General features: G+C 46.7%; 18 protein-coding genes. 9 read left to right on the top strand and 9 right to left on the bottom strand.

Annotated features, from left to right (window positions below; translation table 11 throughout):
* Positions 1 to 63 precede the first annotated feature (63 nt).
* The 3 genes from F3J22_RS19095 (at position 64) to F3J22_RS19085 (ending at position 2,295) form a co-directional block, all read left to right on the top strand.
* On the top strand, positions 64 to 579 hold the full coding sequence (locus F3J22_RS19095) for a GNAT family N-acetyltransferase (protein ID WP_167019539.1): 516 nt from the start codon (positions 64 to 66) through the stop codon (positions 577 to 579).
* 43 nt (positions 580 to 622) lie between these two features.
* Complete coding sequence (locus F3J22_RS19090) at positions 623 to 1,258, top strand: trans-aconitate 2-methyltransferase (RefSeq protein WP_167019538.1); 636 nt, start codon at positions 623 to 625, stop codon at positions 1,256 to 1,258.
* A gap of 221 nt (positions 1,259 to 1,479) precedes the next feature.
* On the top strand, positions 1,480 to 2,295 hold the full coding sequence (locus F3J22_RS19085) for an HAD-IIA family hydrolase (RefSeq protein ID WP_167019537.1): 816 nt from the start codon (positions 1,480 to 1,482) through the stop codon (positions 2,293 to 2,295).
* 168 nt (positions 2,296 to 2,463) lie between these two features.
* Here F3J22_RS19085 and F3J22_RS19080 read toward each other — a convergent pair whose 3' ends face one another.
* Positions 2,464 to 2,823 (bottom strand): DoxX family protein, encoded by a 360-nt coding sequence (locus tag F3J22_RS19080; RefSeq protein ID WP_167019536.1) that lies wholly within the window; start codon positions 2,821 to 2,823, stop codon positions 2,464 to 2,466.
* Positions 2,824 to 2,999: 176 nt separating this feature from the next.
* Here F3J22_RS19080 and F3J22_RS19075 point away from each other — a divergent pair, with 176 nt between their 5' ends.
* Positions 3,000 to 3,350 carry a helix-turn-helix domain-containing protein gene (locus F3J22_RS19075; protein ID WP_167019535.1) on the top strand — a complete coding sequence of 117 codons (351 nt, stop codon included), beginning with the start codon at positions 3,000 to 3,002 and terminating at the stop codon, positions 3,348 to 3,350.
* Here the strand turns inward: F3J22_RS19075 and F3J22_RS19070 are convergent, their stop codons facing one another.
* The 3 genes from F3J22_RS19070 to F3J22_RS19060 form a co-directional block, all read right to left on the bottom strand.
* Entirely contained in the window at positions 3,351 to 4,292 is a 942-nt protein-coding gene (locus tag F3J22_RS19070; RefSeq protein ID WP_167019534.1) for a leucine-rich repeat domain-containing protein, read from the bottom strand.
* A 159-nt stretch (positions 4,293 to 4,451) separates the two neighbouring features.
* Positions 4,452 to 5,753 carry an O-acetylhomoserine aminocarboxypropyltransferase/cysteine synthase family protein gene (locus tag F3J22_RS19065; RefSeq protein WP_167019533.1) on the bottom strand — a complete coding sequence of 434 codons (1,302 nt, stop codon included), beginning with the start codon at positions 5,751 to 5,753 and terminating at the stop codon, positions 4,452 to 4,454.
* A gap of 86 nt (positions 5,754 to 5,839) precedes the next feature.
* Positions 5,840 to 6,826, bottom strand: a complete 987-nt coding sequence (locus F3J22_RS19060; RefSeq protein WP_167019532.1) for a YncE family protein — start codon at positions 6,824 to 6,826, stop codon at positions 5,840 to 5,842.
* Between the two features lie 122 nt (positions 6,827 to 6,948).
* Here F3J22_RS19060 and F3J22_RS19055 point away from each other — a divergent pair, with 122 nt between their 5' ends.
* From F3J22_RS19055 to F3J22_RS19045, 3 genes are all read left to right on the top strand, one after another.
* Positions 6,949 to 8,256 carry a methyltransferase gene (locus F3J22_RS19055; protein ID WP_167019531.1) on the top strand — a complete coding sequence of 436 codons (1,308 nt, stop codon included), beginning with the start codon at positions 6,949 to 6,951 and terminating at the stop codon, positions 8,254 to 8,256.
* 132 nt (positions 8,257 to 8,388) lie between these two features.
* Positions 8,389 to 8,847, top strand: a complete 459-nt coding sequence (locus F3J22_RS19050) for a DinB family protein (protein ID WP_167019530.1) — start codon at positions 8,389 to 8,391, stop codon at positions 8,845 to 8,847.
* Between the two features lie 60 nt (positions 8,848 to 8,907).
* A complete protein-coding gene (locus tag F3J22_RS19045; protein WP_167019529.1) occupies positions 8,908 to 9,939 on the top strand; it encodes an LLM class flavin-dependent oxidoreductase in 1,032 nt (343 codons plus the stop codon).
* Here the strand turns inward: F3J22_RS19045 and F3J22_RS19040 are convergent.
* Positions 9,936 to 10,688: a DUF72 domain-containing protein gene (locus F3J22_RS19040; RefSeq protein ID WP_167019528.1), complete on the bottom strand. Its 753-nt coding sequence runs from the start codon at positions 10,686 to 10,688 to the stop codon at positions 9,936 to 9,938. The two genes, F3J22_RS19045 and F3J22_RS19040, sit on opposite strands and share 4 nt — an antisense overlap.
* A 119-nt stretch (positions 10,689 to 10,807) precedes the next feature.
* Between F3J22_RS19040 and F3J22_RS19035 the strand changes: the two genes are divergently transcribed.
* Positions 10,808 to 11,188 (top strand): YidH family protein, encoded by a 381-nt coding sequence (locus F3J22_RS19035; protein WP_167019527.1) that lies wholly within the window; start codon positions 10,808 to 10,810, stop codon positions 11,186 to 11,188.
* A gap of 124 nt (positions 11,189 to 11,312) precedes the next feature.
* Here F3J22_RS19035 and F3J22_RS19030 read toward each other — a convergent pair whose 3' ends face one another.
* Positions 11,313 to 12,839 (bottom strand): cytochrome c, encoded by a 1,527-nt coding sequence (locus tag F3J22_RS19030; protein ID WP_167019526.1) that lies wholly within the window; start codon positions 12,837 to 12,839, stop codon positions 11,313 to 11,315.
* An 85-nt stretch (positions 12,840 to 12,924) separates the two neighbouring features.
* Positions 12,925 to 14,055 (bottom strand): mechanosensitive ion channel family protein, encoded by a 1,131-nt coding sequence (locus F3J22_RS19025; RefSeq protein WP_240155131.1) that lies wholly within the window; start codon positions 14,053 to 14,055, stop codon positions 12,925 to 12,927.
* 88 nt (positions 14,056 to 14,143) lie between these two features.
* On the opposite strand from F3J22_RS19025, the gene F3J22_RS19020 reads away from it, so the two are divergent.
* Positions 14,144 to 15,676, top strand: coding sequence for an MFS transporter (locus F3J22_RS19020; protein ID WP_167019525.1), 1,533 nt, complete (start codon positions 14,144 to 14,146; stop codon positions 15,674 to 15,676).
* 51 nt (positions 15,677 to 15,727) lie between these two features.
* Here F3J22_RS19020 and F3J22_RS19015 read toward each other — a convergent pair whose 3' ends face one another.
* The gene (locus F3J22_RS19015) at positions 15,728 to 16,180 is read right to left on the bottom strand and encodes a hypothetical protein (protein WP_167019524.1); all 453 of its coding nucleotides are present in this window, start codon (positions 16,178 to 16,180) and stop codon (positions 15,728 to 15,730) included.
* A gap of 812 nt (positions 16,181 to 16,992) precedes the next feature.
* On the bottom strand, positions 16,993 to 17,688 hold the full coding sequence (locus F3J22_RS19010; protein WP_167019523.1) for a GNAT family N-acetyltransferase: 696 nt from the start codon (positions 17,686 to 17,688) through the stop codon (positions 16,993 to 16,995).
* Positions 17,689 to 17,696: the final 8 nt, after the last annotated feature.

Genomic DNA, 17,696 nt, shown 5'->3' with positions numbered 1-17,696 from the left:
TCTTTATACAACACGATAGTGCACTGTTTAGCCCTTCCTACTTTATTTTTTATCGGAATTTTTATGAGTACACCTAACTACAATATCAGAAAGGAAACCGCAAGCGACACACACGCTATTCACGAAGTTACCCGCAAAGCCTTTGCTACAGCGGAACACACCAGTGGCACCGAACAATTTATCGTCAATGCCTTGAGGAACAACCAGCAGCTGACCGTATCACTCGTAGCGGATGCGGAGGGTGAGATCATCGGGCATGTGGCCATTTCTCCGGTAAGGGTTTCGTCCGGAGATACAGGCTGGTATGGATTAGGACCGGTATCGGTGCTGCCGGAGTACCAGCAGCATGGAATTGGCAGCAGCCTGATCAAGGCTGCCCTGGCCATTCTGGAAGTGCTGGACGCCAATGGTTGCGTAGTCCTCGGCGACCCTTTCTATTATCAGCGCTTTGGTTTTGAAACGACGCCTGAACTGGCCTATCCTGGTGTTCCGGCAGAATATTTCCAGGCACTGGCTTTCAAGGAAAATACCCCTGCAGGCATCGTTTCCTATGATGCGGCCTTTGAGGCGGTGAGCTGATAACATTTCCCTCGTATTTTCTTTTTATCTTCAGGAAGATAATATGAAAAAGGTTTCAGCAGCTGCGGATGTCTTCGACCGCCGGGCACTTATTTACCAGGAAAAATATATGGACGTCAGCCATTACGGGGATGGCCTGGAAAAGCTATGCCAGCAGCTGAAACCCAATGCCAGCATACTGGATGTGGCCTGTGGCCCCGGCAATATCGCCAGGTATGTGCTGGCACGGCGCCCCGACTTCCAATGGCATGGTATAGACCTGGCGCCCGCCATGGTGCAGCTGGCCGCAGCCAACAATCCCGGCGCCCTGTTCACGGTAGCGGATATACGTAGTATTGCAGGCATGGGCGTTACCTTTGATGCCATCATCTGCGGCTTTGCACTCCCCTATCTCAACCAGCAGGAAACGGCTGATTTCATCGTTACGGCATATCATCACCTGCATACCGGTGGCTATCTCTATCTCAGCACCATGGAAGGAAATTATGAGGAGTCGGCCCTGCAAACCTCCTCTTCCGGCGATACGCTCATGATTTATTATCATCATGGCAATGATATACTACCCTTGCTGCAACAGCAGGGTTTCTCCATCGGGTACCAGCACCGTTGGATAAACGGAAATCAGCCAGAACTAATCATCATCGCGCATAAACCTGATGGTGAACAAAAGTCATATTAATAACTTGCACGACTATACGATCTCCTCAGCCTATCTGCTCATAAAAAATTCATATTGGGATAAAGAAATAATTACTATCTTAGTGGACGTCAGGTCATTCTCAGATCTGTTCCCCATTACGCTGTATCTACGCAGCATTCTTGCCTTTATTCTTTCCATAGTTATTCGGCCAGGTAATTATTTATCATTAACAATAAGCTATTAACCAACATCGAATTGCTATGAAAAAAAAGGGATTTCTTATCGACATGGATGGTGTAATCTACAAAGGCAGCGAACCGATTCCGGGTGCCGTAGATTTTATTAACGGCCTCAGAAAAAAGGGATTACCTTTTCTCTTCCTCACCAACAACAGCCAGCGTACCAGCAGGGATGTCTGCTACAAACTCAACAAACTGGGATTTGATGTAGAAGAAAATGACATCTTCACCTGCGCCATGGCTACTGCCCGCTATCTTGCCTCCAAAAAACAAAACGGTACAGCCTATGTGATTGGAGAAGGCGGACTGCTTACCGAATTATATAATGCAGGATATTCTATAGTAGACGATCAGCCCGATTACGTCATCATTGGCGAAGGCCGCACGATCATGCTGGAATCGGTAGACAAGGCCATTAACATGATCATGAAAGGCGCTAAACTGATTGCCACCAACCTTGACCCCAACTGCCCCGTTGCCGATGGTAAATACCGCGCCGGCTGCGGCGCACTGGTAGCCATGCTGGAATGTGCCAGCGGCGTACAGGCCTTCAGCGTTGGCAAACCGAGTCCGGTGATGATGCGCATGGCCCGAAAAGCACTGCAACTCACCACAGACGAAACCGTCATGATCGGCGATACCATGGGCACGGATATCCTCGGCGCCGGCTCCATGGGCTTTACTACCGTACTTACACTTACCGGCGTCACCAAAGAAGAAGACCTTCAGCATTTTGGTTACGCCCCCGACTTTATTATCAAATCCATCAGGGACCTGTTAAACGAAGACCTGTTTATGCGCGTACTCGGCGAATCGCTGGTAACCGCCGACTATTAACCTGTAAAATATTGTTGCTGTAAATGCCGGGTGGCAGGGAGTTGCAGCTCCCTGCTCCTGTTTTCGTATATGCATTACTGTTATAATGCGGTATCTTTCCAGTTGCAATAATCTTATCAGGCAATGATAAAACCGCATCAATATTGCATCAGTGCGGTTTTCAAGGTATCATGATAACTTGTACGTTTTACGGAAAGCGATATACGAAACCAGCAGGAGCGCTTCCATACACAATGGTCCGGCTATTTTTCCGGCATCATCTCCTGCCAGCGCATGGGAAGCAGCCGCCCCGATAAACAGTACAGAGAAACCGGCATATGGCCATTCTTTAAGGCGGAAACTCCCCGGAACGGCAAGGATCACCGCTCCTGTTATTTTACCAGTACCTACCAGCAGTGGCAGGTAACCGGGGTAACCCAGGTGCCGGATCATATCAGCTACAAAAGCCATCCGCGTAAAGTCTGTATAGGAAGTGACCAGCATTAAACCAATAAATAACCAGTTGGTGATGCGATAAGTAAGTTTCATGTATTAATATCAGGTAATTTAGGATGATGAATGATTACGTGTATTATTCCTGCGCAGGAGTTATATTCGTAACTTTACAGCTCCAAGTTATTAATACATTGATAATCAAACAATAAGGCACATAGAAGTAGGTTACGCACGGGAAGGTGCGCATTATTGAAAAACAATAAGTTAGTATGAAAATATTTTCAAGGAATGATGAGCAGGTAGATTTTTGTCCGGTGAGAGATGTCTTTGAGCGGATAGGTAATAAGTGGGCCACCATGATTATACTAACGCTGGGGCAAAAGGAATCGCCGATGCGCTACCATGAGCTATTTGAGGCGATCAACGGCATCTCACAGAAAATGCTCACCACCACATTGAAAAACCTCCAGGACGATAGATTGATCATCCGGGAAATGTTTGCAGAAATCCCTCCCAGAGTGGAATACCGCCTCTCTGACAAAGGCCTTAGCCTGCAACCGCATTTGTATAACCTGGCAGCATGGGCCAATGAAAATATGCGCGGTGTGAAGCAGGTGTGATCAAAAAATGCTGTCCCGCTCCAGCTGCCATTGTTTAACCAGCTCCTGCGGCATGTATTGAAAATCCAACGGATGAATTTTCCGTGCCTGGAGATCTGCCAGCTTCACCTGCCTCCCAGGCATGGCGATATGAAGCGATAACAATGTATTCTGTCCTACATCTGCAAATAACCAACCGGAAGGCTTCCCCTTAAGTGTCGTAAAAATCGTATTGTTAATAGATAGTAGTGGATTTTTATAGATACTCAACTCCTCTATTGAGCCAGCCAGGTAATTGAGCGCCGTAATCTTATTATCTCCAATATTTAGTGTCCTCAAAACAGGCAGATATTGTAAGCTTTCCGGTAAAACTTTCAGCTGATTGGAAAATAAAGAAAGGTTGGTTAATTTATGCAGATGACCAACAGTAACCGGCAAAACGATCAATTGATTGCTACTTAACTGCAAATATGTTAGCGACCGCAGGTTGCCTATACTATCCGGCAAATGCTGCAAATTATTATCAAAGAGATTGAGCGTTTCCAGGTTAGCTAAATCGCCAATATTTTCAGGCAATGACGCTATTTTATTCTCCACCACCAACAGAAACTCCAGCTTCGACAGCTTCGTAATAGCATCTGGTAGATATTCCAGTTGGTTGCCGTTTACAAAAAGCCTGCGCAACTGCTGCAACGCAGCAATTTTATCCGGGATAACTTTCAGTCGGTTGTTATTCAGGTAAAGCACTTCCAGGGAAGGCAACAAAGTCAATACAGCTATATCTTCTATCTCATTATTATCCAGATATAGTACCTTTAACTGCTGCAACTCAGGTAACCATTCGGGTAAAAACCGGATCTTATTATCAGACAGATTAAGCGAAGTAACCGTTGTATATCCCCTTATCTCTTCCGGAAATATTTCCAGATTATTGCTACGATAGCTTATCAAACTATTCTCCACAAAAATTCAGATTTTAATTGCAGCATTAATCATTTAATGCAATGTTATGATTAGTATAGGAAGATATCTCATCCGGGTATAGGTTTGACTAAATATACAAAATAAAAAGCCCATCACTACTAAATAGAGACGGGCCATATAATTTATTACGATCGTATTTTATATTGCAGCAAAAGCCTGCGCGATATCATCCTTGATATCTTCAATATGTTCAACGCCCAGGGATATACGCAGTAATCCCGGCTCCACGCCTGCTTTGCGCTGTTCCGCCTCACTCAGCTGCTGGTGCGTAGTGGTGGCAGGATGGATGATCAATGTTTTAGAATCGCCTACATTGGCGAGGTGGTAGATTAACTCCAGCGCCTGTACGAATTTATCAGCTGCAGCGGTACCGCCTTTTATTTTAAAACTTAGTACGCCACCAAAGCCGTTCTGGAGGTACTTTTTCGCCAGTTCATGATATTTGTTGCCTGGCAATCCCGGATAGTTCACAAACTCCACCTGCGGTTGCTCCTGCAGCCATTGTGCCAGTGCCAGCGCATTATCGACGGTGCGTTGTACACGCAGGGAAAGAGATTCCAGCCCCTGAATAAACAGGAATGCGTTCTGTGGCGATAATGCCGGGCCCCAGCTTCTGAGACCTGCTACACGTGCGCGGATGATGTAGGCGATATTGCCGAATGGGCTATGGTCACCGAATACTTCCCAGAACTTCATGCCATGGTAAGCATCATCTGGTTCGCTGAACTGTTTGAATTTACCATTGCCCCAGTTGTAGTTGCCGCCATCTACGATAACGCCGCCAATGCTGGTACCATGGCCGCCTATCCATTTGGTGGCGGCTTCCACTACTACATTGGCACCATGTGCCAGTGGCTTCGCCAGGTAACCTGCTGCGCCGAAGGTATTGTCTACTACCAGCGGCAGGTCATGTTTACGGGCAATAGCTACCAGTTTTTCGAAGTCAGGAATGGCGAAACCAGGGTTGCCGATGGTTTCCACATATAATGCTTTGGTATTTTCGTCTATCTGTGCTTCGAACGACTCCGGGTTATCAAGATCCGCAAACCGCGCATCAACACCGATACGTTTGAAACTTACTTTAAACTGATTATAGGTACCACCATAGAGGTAGGACGAGGTGACGAAGTTATCTCCCGGCAGCAGGATATTATGCAGGGCAATGAACTGCGCTGCTTGTCCGGAAGCCACAGCCAGTGCACCAACTCCACCTTCCAGGGCTGCTACACGCTTCTCAAAAACATCCGTTGTCGGGTTCATGATACGGGTATAGATATTCCCGAACTGCTTCAGCTGAAACAGGTCTGCCGCGTGATCTGCACTGTCAAAGGTGTAGGAAGTGGTCTGGTAAATAGGTACTGCTGCCGAATGGGTGGTGGGGTCAGGCTGGTAACCAGCGTGTACCTGTAATGTGTCGAAATGTAAAGGCTTTTTGGACATAACCGGGAAAATTTAAAAGATAGTCAATAGTCCACAAATATAGTAGACTACATGAGACCACAAAATAAATTTTCCCGGTTTAGGTTTTATTTAACAGCGAGCACCTGGAAGGTACCTGGTACCATCGGCGGACGCTTTCCTTCGAAATTACCTTGCTGGAATTCAGCAGTAGGCAGATAAACGATGTGTGTCTGCGGATCGAGGGTAATCGTGCGGGCACCGGTTTTAGTGGCCAATGTTTGCACTACTTTGAAATTATCTTTTGCTTCTTCTTTGATAATGGTAACAGATCCACTGCCATTGGCAGCAAAAATGGTTTTGGTAGCTTCGTCGAAGGCAACACCATCACAGTCTTCCCCTATAGGCAGGGTCTTTACTATCTTACCATTATCGGCATTCACTACCACGAGTTGTTTATCGCAGCCGGCAAACAACCTGCGGGTCTGTTTATCGAATGCCAGTCCGGTAGGGCCTTCGGCAGATAATGCCCAGGTATGCAGCAGCTTTCCGGCTTTCATATCTACCACGGCTATACTATTCTTATCTTCCAGGTTTACAAAAACAGTTCCTTTATCGTCAGATACGGCTGTTTCAGGTTTACCGTTCAGCGCAATAGTGGCTACCACCTGGTCTGTTGCCGGATCCACAATACTGAGGTTTCCGCTTTTGCCATTGCATACTACCAGATGACCACTGAAAGCATCCAGCATAATAGCGTCCGGCTTTTCTCCTACTGCTACCTGCTTTAATACCGCATTTGTTTTTAGGTCAAAAACAGTCAGGTTATTGAGTTTACCATTGGTCGTATAACCTTTACCGTTAGCAAAGGCGATACCATGTACACCGGTGGTATTAGGAATTACGCCGACAGAATCGCCTTTGGCTTTATCCAGTACAATGACCTGCGTACCGTGAGATACGTATAAATTATTTTCATGCACCGCGAGATAGTCCCAGCCGCCTTCACTTTTGATATGAAAAGTATTGGATACTTTATACGGATGTTCCTGCGCATAGGCAGCGCTGCCTGCCTGAAGGGCCAGTAAACAGCAAATGGAGAGAATTGACTTCATCTGATAGGAGGATTTGGATGTTTTATCCTGCAATACTATTATTTGATTTTGGAGATTTTCTGTAGTAAAACTGACAGACCGTTGCAGCACTTTAACCGAAATTCCATTTAAACAAACCTGCTATGACCCCGGACGCGATGCCATTCAATCACCAGTGGTTCAATAACTTCCTGGACCAATCCGACGAAAAGCCCGTCATCATTGACGCTATAAGGAAAATTCTCGGCAGAAGCCCCCGCCAGGCATGCCTCGAAATCGGCGCCGGAACACAACCGGTTTTTTCCCTGGCCTTCCTGGAACAGTTCCAACAGTATACCATCGTGGAAAATGATAACATTAAATTAAAACTCCCCACAGGCGTGGAACTCCTCCGGCAAGACTGGGAACAGGTACAACTGAGCGGCCAGTACGATGTCATCATCGCTTCCCATGTATGTTATTACTTCAAAGACCAGCGCAAAGCCATCCGTAAAATGTACGATGCCCTCTCCGACGACGGTATGGTGATCGTGGTGGTCAATGGCCAGGAGGGCGACTATGGCGCGCTGAAACAGTTTTTCTATCAGCTGATCAATAAAACATACGAGCCTACCGCCAACCGGCTCAGCAATGCTGTGGCGGATATGCAGCCGATTACGTTCACTGTTCCGGCCAGCATTCACTACCACGACTATACGTCGTTGTTCAATTCACTGGCTTTATTCTTCGATCAATACCCCGATGAATACCGCCGCCATCAGCAGGAAATTATCGCCTGGCTCTCGGAAAACCTCCGCCATAAACCATTTCGCATCTACCAGAAAATAATGGTCATCTGCAAAAAACCTGTGCCATGGAAATACCTGCTGCATCATCCGGATTATGAACTGCCCAATAACGGCATTCCCATCTGGGTCAGAGACGGCGTGTTTGCCCCGGACCCGCAACTCACCAATTCTACCCAATTGCTACTGCAACATATGCCCAACGTCGACGGATGTACGATTTTAGACATTGGCTGCGGCTCCGGCATCATCAGCGTCACCGCAATGAAAAACGGTGCCAGTAAAGCTGTAGCAACGGACGTCAGTGTCAAAGCACTGGAAAATACCCGCTTCAACTGTCAGGCTCACCAGCTGGGCAACAGCGTACTCACCATCCATACAGACATCTTCGACCATGTAGAAGGCCGCTTCCATTATATATTCGGCAACCTTCCCATCCTGGATGATATATGGAGCAAGGACGCGCCACCTTTAAGTATCCTCAAACGCTTTCTCACGGCCTCCAAAGACCATATTCTCCCCGGCGGGAAAGTATATTTCAGCTGGGCATCCTTTGCACCACTGATGCCGGTAGTGGAGATGCTCAAACAGCTGCATTATGGCTATACCATGCACGCAGAACACCGCAGCAATACCATGTGGTATTTATTTGAGATCGGTTTTTAAAGAAGATGACCAACAGGATGTTTGTCTGTACCCCGGAGCTGCTGGCAGTTCCCGGGTGTTTATTGTCCTTTGTGGCGCCATGTTTTATCCTTACCTTTCGATCCTGTAATCCATCTTACAACTACTTTCACTATGAACACAAAAATTGATCTTCTCAGAAAAGCCAATGCACAGGCACTGCAATTGTTTGATAATTATTCCGAGGAACAACTGAATCTGATCCCCGCAGGTTTTAATAACAACATCATCTGGAACCTGGCACACCTCGTTGCCTCCGATGCCATGATCCTGTATAGTGCCACCGGCAATACTTCCATTGTACCGGCAACGCTTGTTCAAAGCTATAAAAGAGGTACCCGCCCCGAGGGGCCTGTGGATGCGGCCACCCTTGCCCTGGTAAAAGAACTGATGGTAAATACCATCGACAACCTGGAAAAAGACCAGCAGAACGGTATTTTCCAGCAGTATACCACATGGACAACCTCCTTTGGCCATACTATTTCCAGTATCGATGATGCGGTGACATTCTGCATCTATCATCATGGCATGCACGGCAGTGCTATTTCCGCACTCCGGAAATTTATCCAATAAGCAAACATTTTTGCCTCAGTGGCTGTCTGATAAATAGCATTAATCAAGAAATCACCGGATATGGAAATTGGAATAGACAGCTTCGCTGCCACTAAATCACAGAGCGGCGCACACGATGCCGCGGCAGACATGAAAGAAATGGACAACCTGCTGGCCAGGATCACCCGGGCTGATCAGGCAGGATTGCATGTATTCGGGATCGGGGAACATCACCGCAAGGAATTCCTCGATTCGGCGCCTACTATGATCCTGGCAGCGGCTGCTGCACAGACAAAAAACATCAGGCTCACCAGTGCTGTAACCGTACTGAGCGCCGCCGACCCGGTAAGGGTATTCCAAAGCTTTGCTACGCTGGATATCCTCTCACATGGCCGTGCTGAAATGGTGGTAGGCCGCGGCTCCTTCGTAGAAGCATACCCGCTGTTCGGGTACAGTCTGCACGACTATGATGAATTATTTATAGAGAAACTTGATTTACTCCTGACTATCCGCGAAAGTGAGCAAGTGCGCTGGAAAGGTAAATTCAGGGCACCTTTGCAGGATGTCGCCATCTATCCCCGCCCGGTACAGGAGCCTTTGCCTATATGGCTGGGAGTAGGCGGAACGCCGCAATCCTTTGCCAGGGCAGGTACCCTGGGGCTCCCCCTGATGGTAGCCATCATTGGCGGGGAAACGCATCGTTTCCGCCCGCTGATAGACCTCTATCGGGAAGCAGGCCGCAAGGCAGGTCATGCCCCTGAAACCCTGAAGGTAGGCCTCCATTCGCTGGGGTATATCGCCGAAACTTCCCAGCAGGCCAGGGATGAGTTCTTCCCCGGCTACGCAGAAACATTTACTAAAATAGGTCAGGAAAGAGGTTGGGGGCCGGTTACCCGCGCCCAGTTTGATGCGCAGACAGGACCTTTCGGCGCCCTCCTGGTAGGGAGTCCGGCTGAAGTAGCAGAGAAAATCCTGCGGCATGCAGAAGCGCTGGGCGGCATTTCCCGCCTTACCTTCCAGATGGACAATGCTAAGCTATCCCAGGAAAAACTGCTGCATTCCATCGACCTGATCGGCAAAAGCGTGATCCCGGCAGTTAATAGCCACCACTAACGGGCAAGCACATACGATTTTAGTGTTTCCAGGTTACTGACTGCTTCACCGATCGTATTATTGAAATAAGCGTAGACATCTTTTCCGGCATCAAGCCATTCCCGCACATATTGCGCATATTCATACAGGTAACTATCGTCGTAGCTATGGCGGTAGTTGCCTTCCGGCCCATGGAAACGCACATAGATTACATCTGACTCCTGGTCATCCATGGTAATGGCGCCCTGGCTTTTATCGTGGTAAACCATGATGGCCTGATAGTCGCCCAGCATGGTGCGGGTTTCATCACGGTACCACGACTGGTGCCTGAATTCCATCGCCAGCTGCCAGCCCTGGCTTTCTTCGGCAGCCCTGAATACTTCCAGCAGCTCTTTCACCTTCGTAATGGCGCCCGCTCGCAACGATGGCGGGAACTGAATCAGCAGACAACCCTTATGATCCCCTACCCCATTAATCACCTGTAAAAAACGGATGACATCTTCCGCAGAAAAATTCAGATCGCGTGCATGGCTGATGCCCTGCCACAGCTTGAAGCTGAATCGGAACGCTTCCGGCACAGTAGCTGCCCAGCGTTCCATGGTTTTGGGCATAGGTAAATTGTAAAAGGAGCTGTTTATTTCAATGGAATTAAACAGCTTACCATATACCTCCAAGCGGCTCATTCCCTTGTATTCTTCCGGAAAAAACGCTTTGTTCTTAAATGGCAAAACCAGGCCGCTGGTGCCTGTAAAATAATTTCCCTTTCTCATGCAAAAACTGTAATACTTATAACCCTTATTCTAAGTACGACAATATTCCCGCCAGCAATTTGTCTGAATCGTTGAAATTCAGTAATTTCTCTATACATTAACATAAAATAACGTTAAACATGGAGCAGGGAAAACAAGGCGGACCAAGCGATCATCTGGCCAATGAAAGAACCTTCCTGGCATGGATTCGCACTGCCGTTGGCATGATGGCATTCGGTTTTGTGGTCGTTAAGTTTACCCTCTTCATAAAGCAGATATCCCTCGCACTTGGCAAGGCATATACGATACCTACACATGGCTATTCCGGCATTGCCGGTGTCATCATCGTTGTGGCAGGAATGCTGACTGCTGTTTTCTCCTATAAACGCTATCTTACTGTTAAAAAAGAACTGGAAACAGGCAGCTATCAGCACACCTCCGGGCTGATCACACTCCTGACTGGTTTTATTGTACTGATGAGTATATTCCTGGTCATCTATCTGATCAGTAGTATTTCCTGAAAATCATCTTACTAAAATATTTGTATAAATGATTTTTCCAGGGAGATGATGATGTCTTATCCTGCCTGCGATGGAGATCGCGGAGAATTACTACCGATAAAATCCGTTATATAATTATGATGCGTTAATCTATTTTTTCTCCTGTCTTACATTTTGCGGCCTGCTGTTTCCAATAGGCATATTTTTCCTCTAAGCTCGCACCTGGAGCTGGTTTCGGAAAATCCCCATCTGCCGTAATTTTATTCACGGTTGTCGATAAACCTTTATCTGCGCCAATCCTGGCTATCGCTTCTTCATATACCTTTGGATCAGATTCCTTTACATCCAGCTTCAGATCAAGCTGCAATTGTGTTGTAAAAGGTGTCATACCAAAGAGAAATTTGTTGCCCGCTTCGGCTATTCCCAGCACATAGGCAGATTTATTTATAGGAAGATAAACGAGACTGTCTGTGCCATAAAAGCCATAAGACTTCCCATCAACTAACAAGCCCCCAAGTGAAAAAATCCTGTCATCTGGTATTACCAGGAAAATATGTAAAGATGGATCTGCAGGCTGGGTCAGTGCTACACTTAATTTACAGGCACGGGTAGCAGCAATACTGCGTGTTTCCTCGTCTACGTTTTTCCAACCGAAATTATTGATCTTAACAGTATAATATTTTGCTTTTTGTTCCTGCCCGGTTTGATCCTGCCCGGCTATACTTATTTTTCCATAACCATACACCGTATCAGCAGTACGTAGGTCCGTGCGCGTTACAAAACCTTCGTTATCATTACCATCCACATCAACACCATTCTTCTTCAATTTCTTTTTAAACTTTGTCGCCTGCATTCTTGCAAATGTACAGGGATCACATACCTGCGTAGCATATGACTGTTGCTGAGGTTCCTGTACTTTCCCATCCCTTCCCACAAACTCAATATATTCCAGGATGCTGTTTATTTCATACTTGCTTAAAGCAGGAAAGACTGTCATCGCCGTTTTGTTGTATTCAGTAAACAGGCATTCCCATCGCATATCCTTCCCAAACAAGGAATTCCCATCATTAATGATGGTATAAACGGTTGCCGTATCATGGTCCCAGCGTTCCATTACATTATACAATGCCGGTCCGGTACCCCGTTTCAGCGGATCGTGACAAGATGCACAATTCTGCCGGAACAGGAGTTTCCCTATCGCCAGGCTGGTTTTATCACTATCTACTATTGGCTCAGGATATCTCCAGTCCGTTTGTCCGTTGATGCCAACACCCTGATATAACTGCATACCATCGGAAATCTTTGAAGCAGGGACTTCCACCGTAAGTGGTTTTTTAATGCTGATTTCCTCTCCTTTAGCCGGCAAAATGCAGAACATGCCGCCACTGCTAAGTAAGTGCCCGTTGGTGGTTGTGGTGAGCCCTGCCCGGATCATATCCTCTATGGTTAAGGCTTCCAGCAGCTCCAGCTTTGCCGGATTATTTTTAGAAGCCAGCGCCCCGGCAGGAATGGTGATTCTTAAACCCTCCGGCAATACCAGGACGGTATCACGGGTGGTATTGATCTCAACTTCGTGAAGGGGCAGATTTTCAGCACGCGTAACACGATTCAGCGGCGCTTTGCAGGACGCAACAGCCAATAGGCCCAAAGAAAGGTAGCAGCTCAGTTTCATAAGTGAAATTAAAAATCCATCGCAAATATACAGTCGGACTGCATTAATGCGATGGATTTATATACGATTTTTTTGCTATAACGGTTTAGCCTAAACGCGGCATTTCTTCCTCTTTTAATTCTGCCCGCGTCCTTGGCAGGCATTCAGGATACTTATCTTTTATAAATTTCAATAACTGCTCCCGGATAATACAACGCAGATCAAAAGCATTCCCGGAATTCGACGAACTTATCAGGCACCGTACTTCCATGGTTCGCTCCGTAATATTCGTAACCACCATGGTACGTACACGCTTGTCCCATAACGGCGAATCCTGTACGATCCTTTCAAACTCGGCCCTGATAGCATCCAGCGGCGCCGTATAATCCAGGTAGAAAAATGCAGTCCCCAGGATTTCAGCACTTGAACGGGTCCAGTTCTGGAAAGGTTTTTCTATAAAATAGTTGATAGGAAGAATTAACCTGCGCTGGTCCCAGATACTCACCACTACATAGGTCAGTGTGATCTCTTCCACACGCCCCCACTCTCCTTCTACCACCAGTACATCATCTATCCGTATAGGTTGCGTAAAGGCCAGCTGAAAGCCTGCCAGCAGGTTGCCCAGCGATTTCTGCGCAGCAAAACCAATGATAATACCACCTACGCCCACACCTGTCAGCAGACCTGCGCCGAGCTTACGCATACTGTCAAAACTCAGCAGGATAATACAGGCCGTCACCACCAGGATGATCCCAATCAGCAGCTTCCGGATAAATTCCAGCTGCGTCCTGATCTTGCGTTCCTTCAGGTTATTGGACTTTTTCAGGTCATAACTGCTGTAGATATAATCTTCCATGACATGTACCACACCAATGACAATAGCTGCAAAGCCTATGGTGAGTGCTATCTCCGCGATTCTGCCTAAAAGCAGCGTATACTTTTCGTTGAGCCGCATCAACGGGATACTCATGTTCAGCAGCAGCACAGGCAGGAAATAGGTGAATGCCTTTCCCAGCCGCAGCAGAATACTATGAATCAAGGAAAATTCGCTGGTTTTTCCAACGGATTTCTTTACAAAAAAAGCCAGTAAATACCTGAGTACTAATCCGGCCAGTACAGCGATGCCTGCCAGCGATAGATTCCAGATAAATCCCGGCAGGTGGTCCACATTTTCTATAAATTTATTCCACATGAGGCAACCGGTCACAAAGATGGTGCCGTCAGCGGCCATCAGCATATATTCTTACCGTATTCTAATATCAAAAGGCTCGCAGATGGAACATTATAGCACCTATTCCTGTTAATTTTTTCAGTATTAAAAAATTATGTCTACCGTTTCACTCAACAGTACAGCAGGCCGATGGGTAATGGTTTCCACTATCCTGGCATCCGCGATGGCGTTCATCGATGGTACGGCTTTAAATGTGGTACTTCCTTCGTTGCAAAAGCACCTTCATGCTACGGCAGAAGCGCTTTTCTGGGTCATCAACAGCTACATGCTGATACTGGCGGCACTGATATTAATCGGCGGGAGCCTGGGCGACAGGCTAGGCCGTAAGCGTATATACATGACCGGTATTACCATATTCGTGCTGGGTTCCGCTGCCTGTGGCTGTTCTTCCACAGCGGGTATGCTGATATTTTTTCGCATTATCCAGGGCCTGGGCGGTGCGTTGATGATTCCCGGCAGCCTGGCCCTGATATCTTCCAGCATCAACGAAGATGAGCGTGGCCGGGCGATCGGCACCTGGTCTGCCGTTACCACGCTGGTGACGATGGGCGGCCCTGCGCTGGGTGGCGCCCTCGCCGATGCAGGCCTGTGGCGGGCGATCTTCTTCATCAACCTGCCCATCGGGATCATTGCCTGGCTGATACTTGCCGCCAAAGTAGCGGAAACAAGAGATACCGAAGCCCCTTCCACCATCGATTATCCCGGCGCTTTATTGATTGCCGGCGGACTCGCAGCAGTAACCTTCGGCTTCCTGCGTATGCCCACACTGGGTTTTGCGCATCCGCAGATCTATGGCACTATCGGCACCGGCGTGATATTGCTCGTTCTTTTTGTGATGGTGGAAAAGCGAAGCAGGTACCCGATGCTACCAATGACCTTATTCAGCAACCGTGTTTTCAGCAGTACCAACCTGCTAACCTTCTTTCTGTATGCGGGTTTGAGCGGTGGCATGTTATTTCTGAGTCTGAACCTGATACAGGTACAGGGCTATACACAACTGGAATCTGGCCTTACCTTCCTCCCATTTACCATCCTGATGATATTTTTATCGCGGTTAGCAGGGAGTCTGGCCGATAAGTGGGGGGCACGTTATTTTCTCATTGCAGGCCCTGTAATCGCCGGATTCGGGCTGTTTCTGTTATCGCGTGTGGGCCAGACCACCGGCGCAGGTGCATACTGGCAAACATTTTTCCCTGGGATATTCGTATTGGGACTGGGGATGTCGCTGACGGTGGCGCCATTGACGGCTACGGTGATGGGGGCTGTCAGCAGTCATTTATCCGGTACTGCCAGTGGCGTCAACAATGCCATCACGAGGATAGCAGCGGTATTTGCCGTAGCAGTATTGGGTGCATTGGCCGTAGTTTATTTTTCGGGAGATGTAGCCCGCGATATCCAACATTTACAGGTAAATTCGGCGGAGCAAAAGGCTATCCTTGCACAGACCGCCGACCTGGGAAATGCTACTGCCCCGGCCGGACTACCGCCTGCCGTTCGTAGTACCGTCACAGAAGTATATCACCGGAGTTTCATCCATGCCTACCGGCAGGTGATGTGGTGGGCGGCCGTCAGCGCATGGTTTGGCGCATTGATGATCCTATTGTTTGCTAAAAAACGAAGTAGCTGAAAATAAAAAATCCCGCAGCATGTGCAGGATTTTTCAAAAGAGATATACTTATCAAGCGCGCCACATACGGCGTCCGGCAATAAAAAATCCCGCTGCCATCAGACCCATCACCACAAATGCGGCGATAATGGTAGCATAATTATGTTCTGGTACTAATGATGGTATCTGGAATAAATTCACCACAACACCTAATCCAAATATGAAAGCTAAAAAATAAAAGAAGCAGCCAATAATCTTATAAAGGACAGATTTAGCGCCCCTTACCAAATCATTAGACTCCACCGGAGGTGCCGCCGGTTGCTGGCGGTAATCGAAACTTCTCCTGACACCTTTCGCCATAAACTGCGTATGGCAATAATTGCATTCCACCAGCGTCGAATCATCTTCCCACTTACTCAGATCAAAATCCGGATTATTCCTGCCATCCCAATCGGCATTCACTGGCTTAGCCGTAAATTCACTACTGTTACACTGGGGACAACGAGTTGGCGTTACCAATTCCATAGGTCGTTTTTTTTTCTTTCAAAGATGCTCAAAAAAGCGTGAATAATGTGAAAATATAGCACAGAACAGCATGATATAATTATAACTGATCCATGACGCAAAAATAAGACAATACATTTCAACTACATACTGTAAAGGGATTAGTCAAAGGTATACATCTTAATAAATAAGAATATTAAGATAATAAAAATATTATGTGGCAATAAAATGATTGATATTAAACCTGATAATCGTTATAACATATAAACGATTATACCATTCGTTAACCACTAGATAAGAGTACAGGAGCATGATATTTTTTACAAGACTTTAAACATTATATAATTCTTTGTGTTAGTAACTGTTGATAAAAAGACACAAAGGACCATTATTAAGAAATCGTCGCGTTATAACCAGGAACAAATGATATAAAAGAAATTCCAAAGCAGTTACATAAGCAGCATCATCAACCAATAAAAGTAACGGTACAATAAGTACTAAAAACCGGTACTTTCCTGAAAGATTTTTCACCCTGACATTTAACAGTGTAGGTAGATACAAGCGTTAACTTATAACATTTCTATGCGGAGATGACCGGTAGATTATGTTATATCAGCAACAGTATTTCCTCCGTTATATTCCACCTGCGATTAAATAGCTTATTTCCCGCAAGCCGGTAGTGCGAAGGGAATTAACTTTTGATGATTGCTAATTTGTTTATGCTTAGGAACGGTAGTGTCTTTTCAAAGACGCTACCTTTTTTTATGTAAGAAGGGTGCACCAAAAGCAACCTGCTTTGATACACCCTTTATTATTGCGTTGAAAATTTAAATCTATTTCACGGCAACCTTCCAGAAGGAAATCTCTCTTCTCACCTTAAATTTCAATTGTTCGTAAATAGCAACAGCTCTCGCATTTGTTTTTGTAACATGCAGAAACGGAATATCCCCTGCATCAAAAATAACACGGCACAGGTGTCTCACCAGCGCGGTGGCATGGCCTTTTCCGGTGTGGTCCGGATGGGTAACTACGGCACTCACCTCTGTGAGTCCGGCCATCTGCATCCGCTGACCGGCCATTGCAATCAGTTTTCCTTTTTCCCGGATTCCAAAGTAATTTCCCAGCTCCGGTGTTTCGGGCAGGAAATATCCTGGCTGCACCTGGTTAACAAATTCAAGCATGGCTGCTTTATCAGTTGCGGTGAGTGCAATAATTTCCCTGCCTTCGTTCTTATCTTTTTCCGGCTTTTCTTCACAAACCATTTGCAGGCAAACCAGCTCGTTGAGCAACGACCAGCGTTCGGGCAATGCAGGTAATTCCCCTACGATAAATAATGATTCTCCTCCCGGTGCCAGCCATGGCCTGATTTCTTCCAGTGTGGTAAAGGTTTCGGGATCAAAGCCCATAAATGGCAGCACATCCGTTTTGTAGCGTTGAATCTGCTCCGTTCCCAGGGCAAAATAACGTTGAACTGTTTGTAATGAATGCCATACCGGGTTGTCTAGTGGTAAATAACTTTCCCTCGTCATACAATTCC

This window comes from Chitinophaga sp. Cy-1792 (genome assembly GCF_011752935.1).
In the GTDB taxonomy this organism is placed as follows: domain Bacteria; phylum Bacteroidota; class Bacteroidia; order Chitinophagales; family Chitinophagaceae; genus Chitinophaga.
This window is presented reverse-complemented; position numbering and strand designations above follow the sequence as displayed.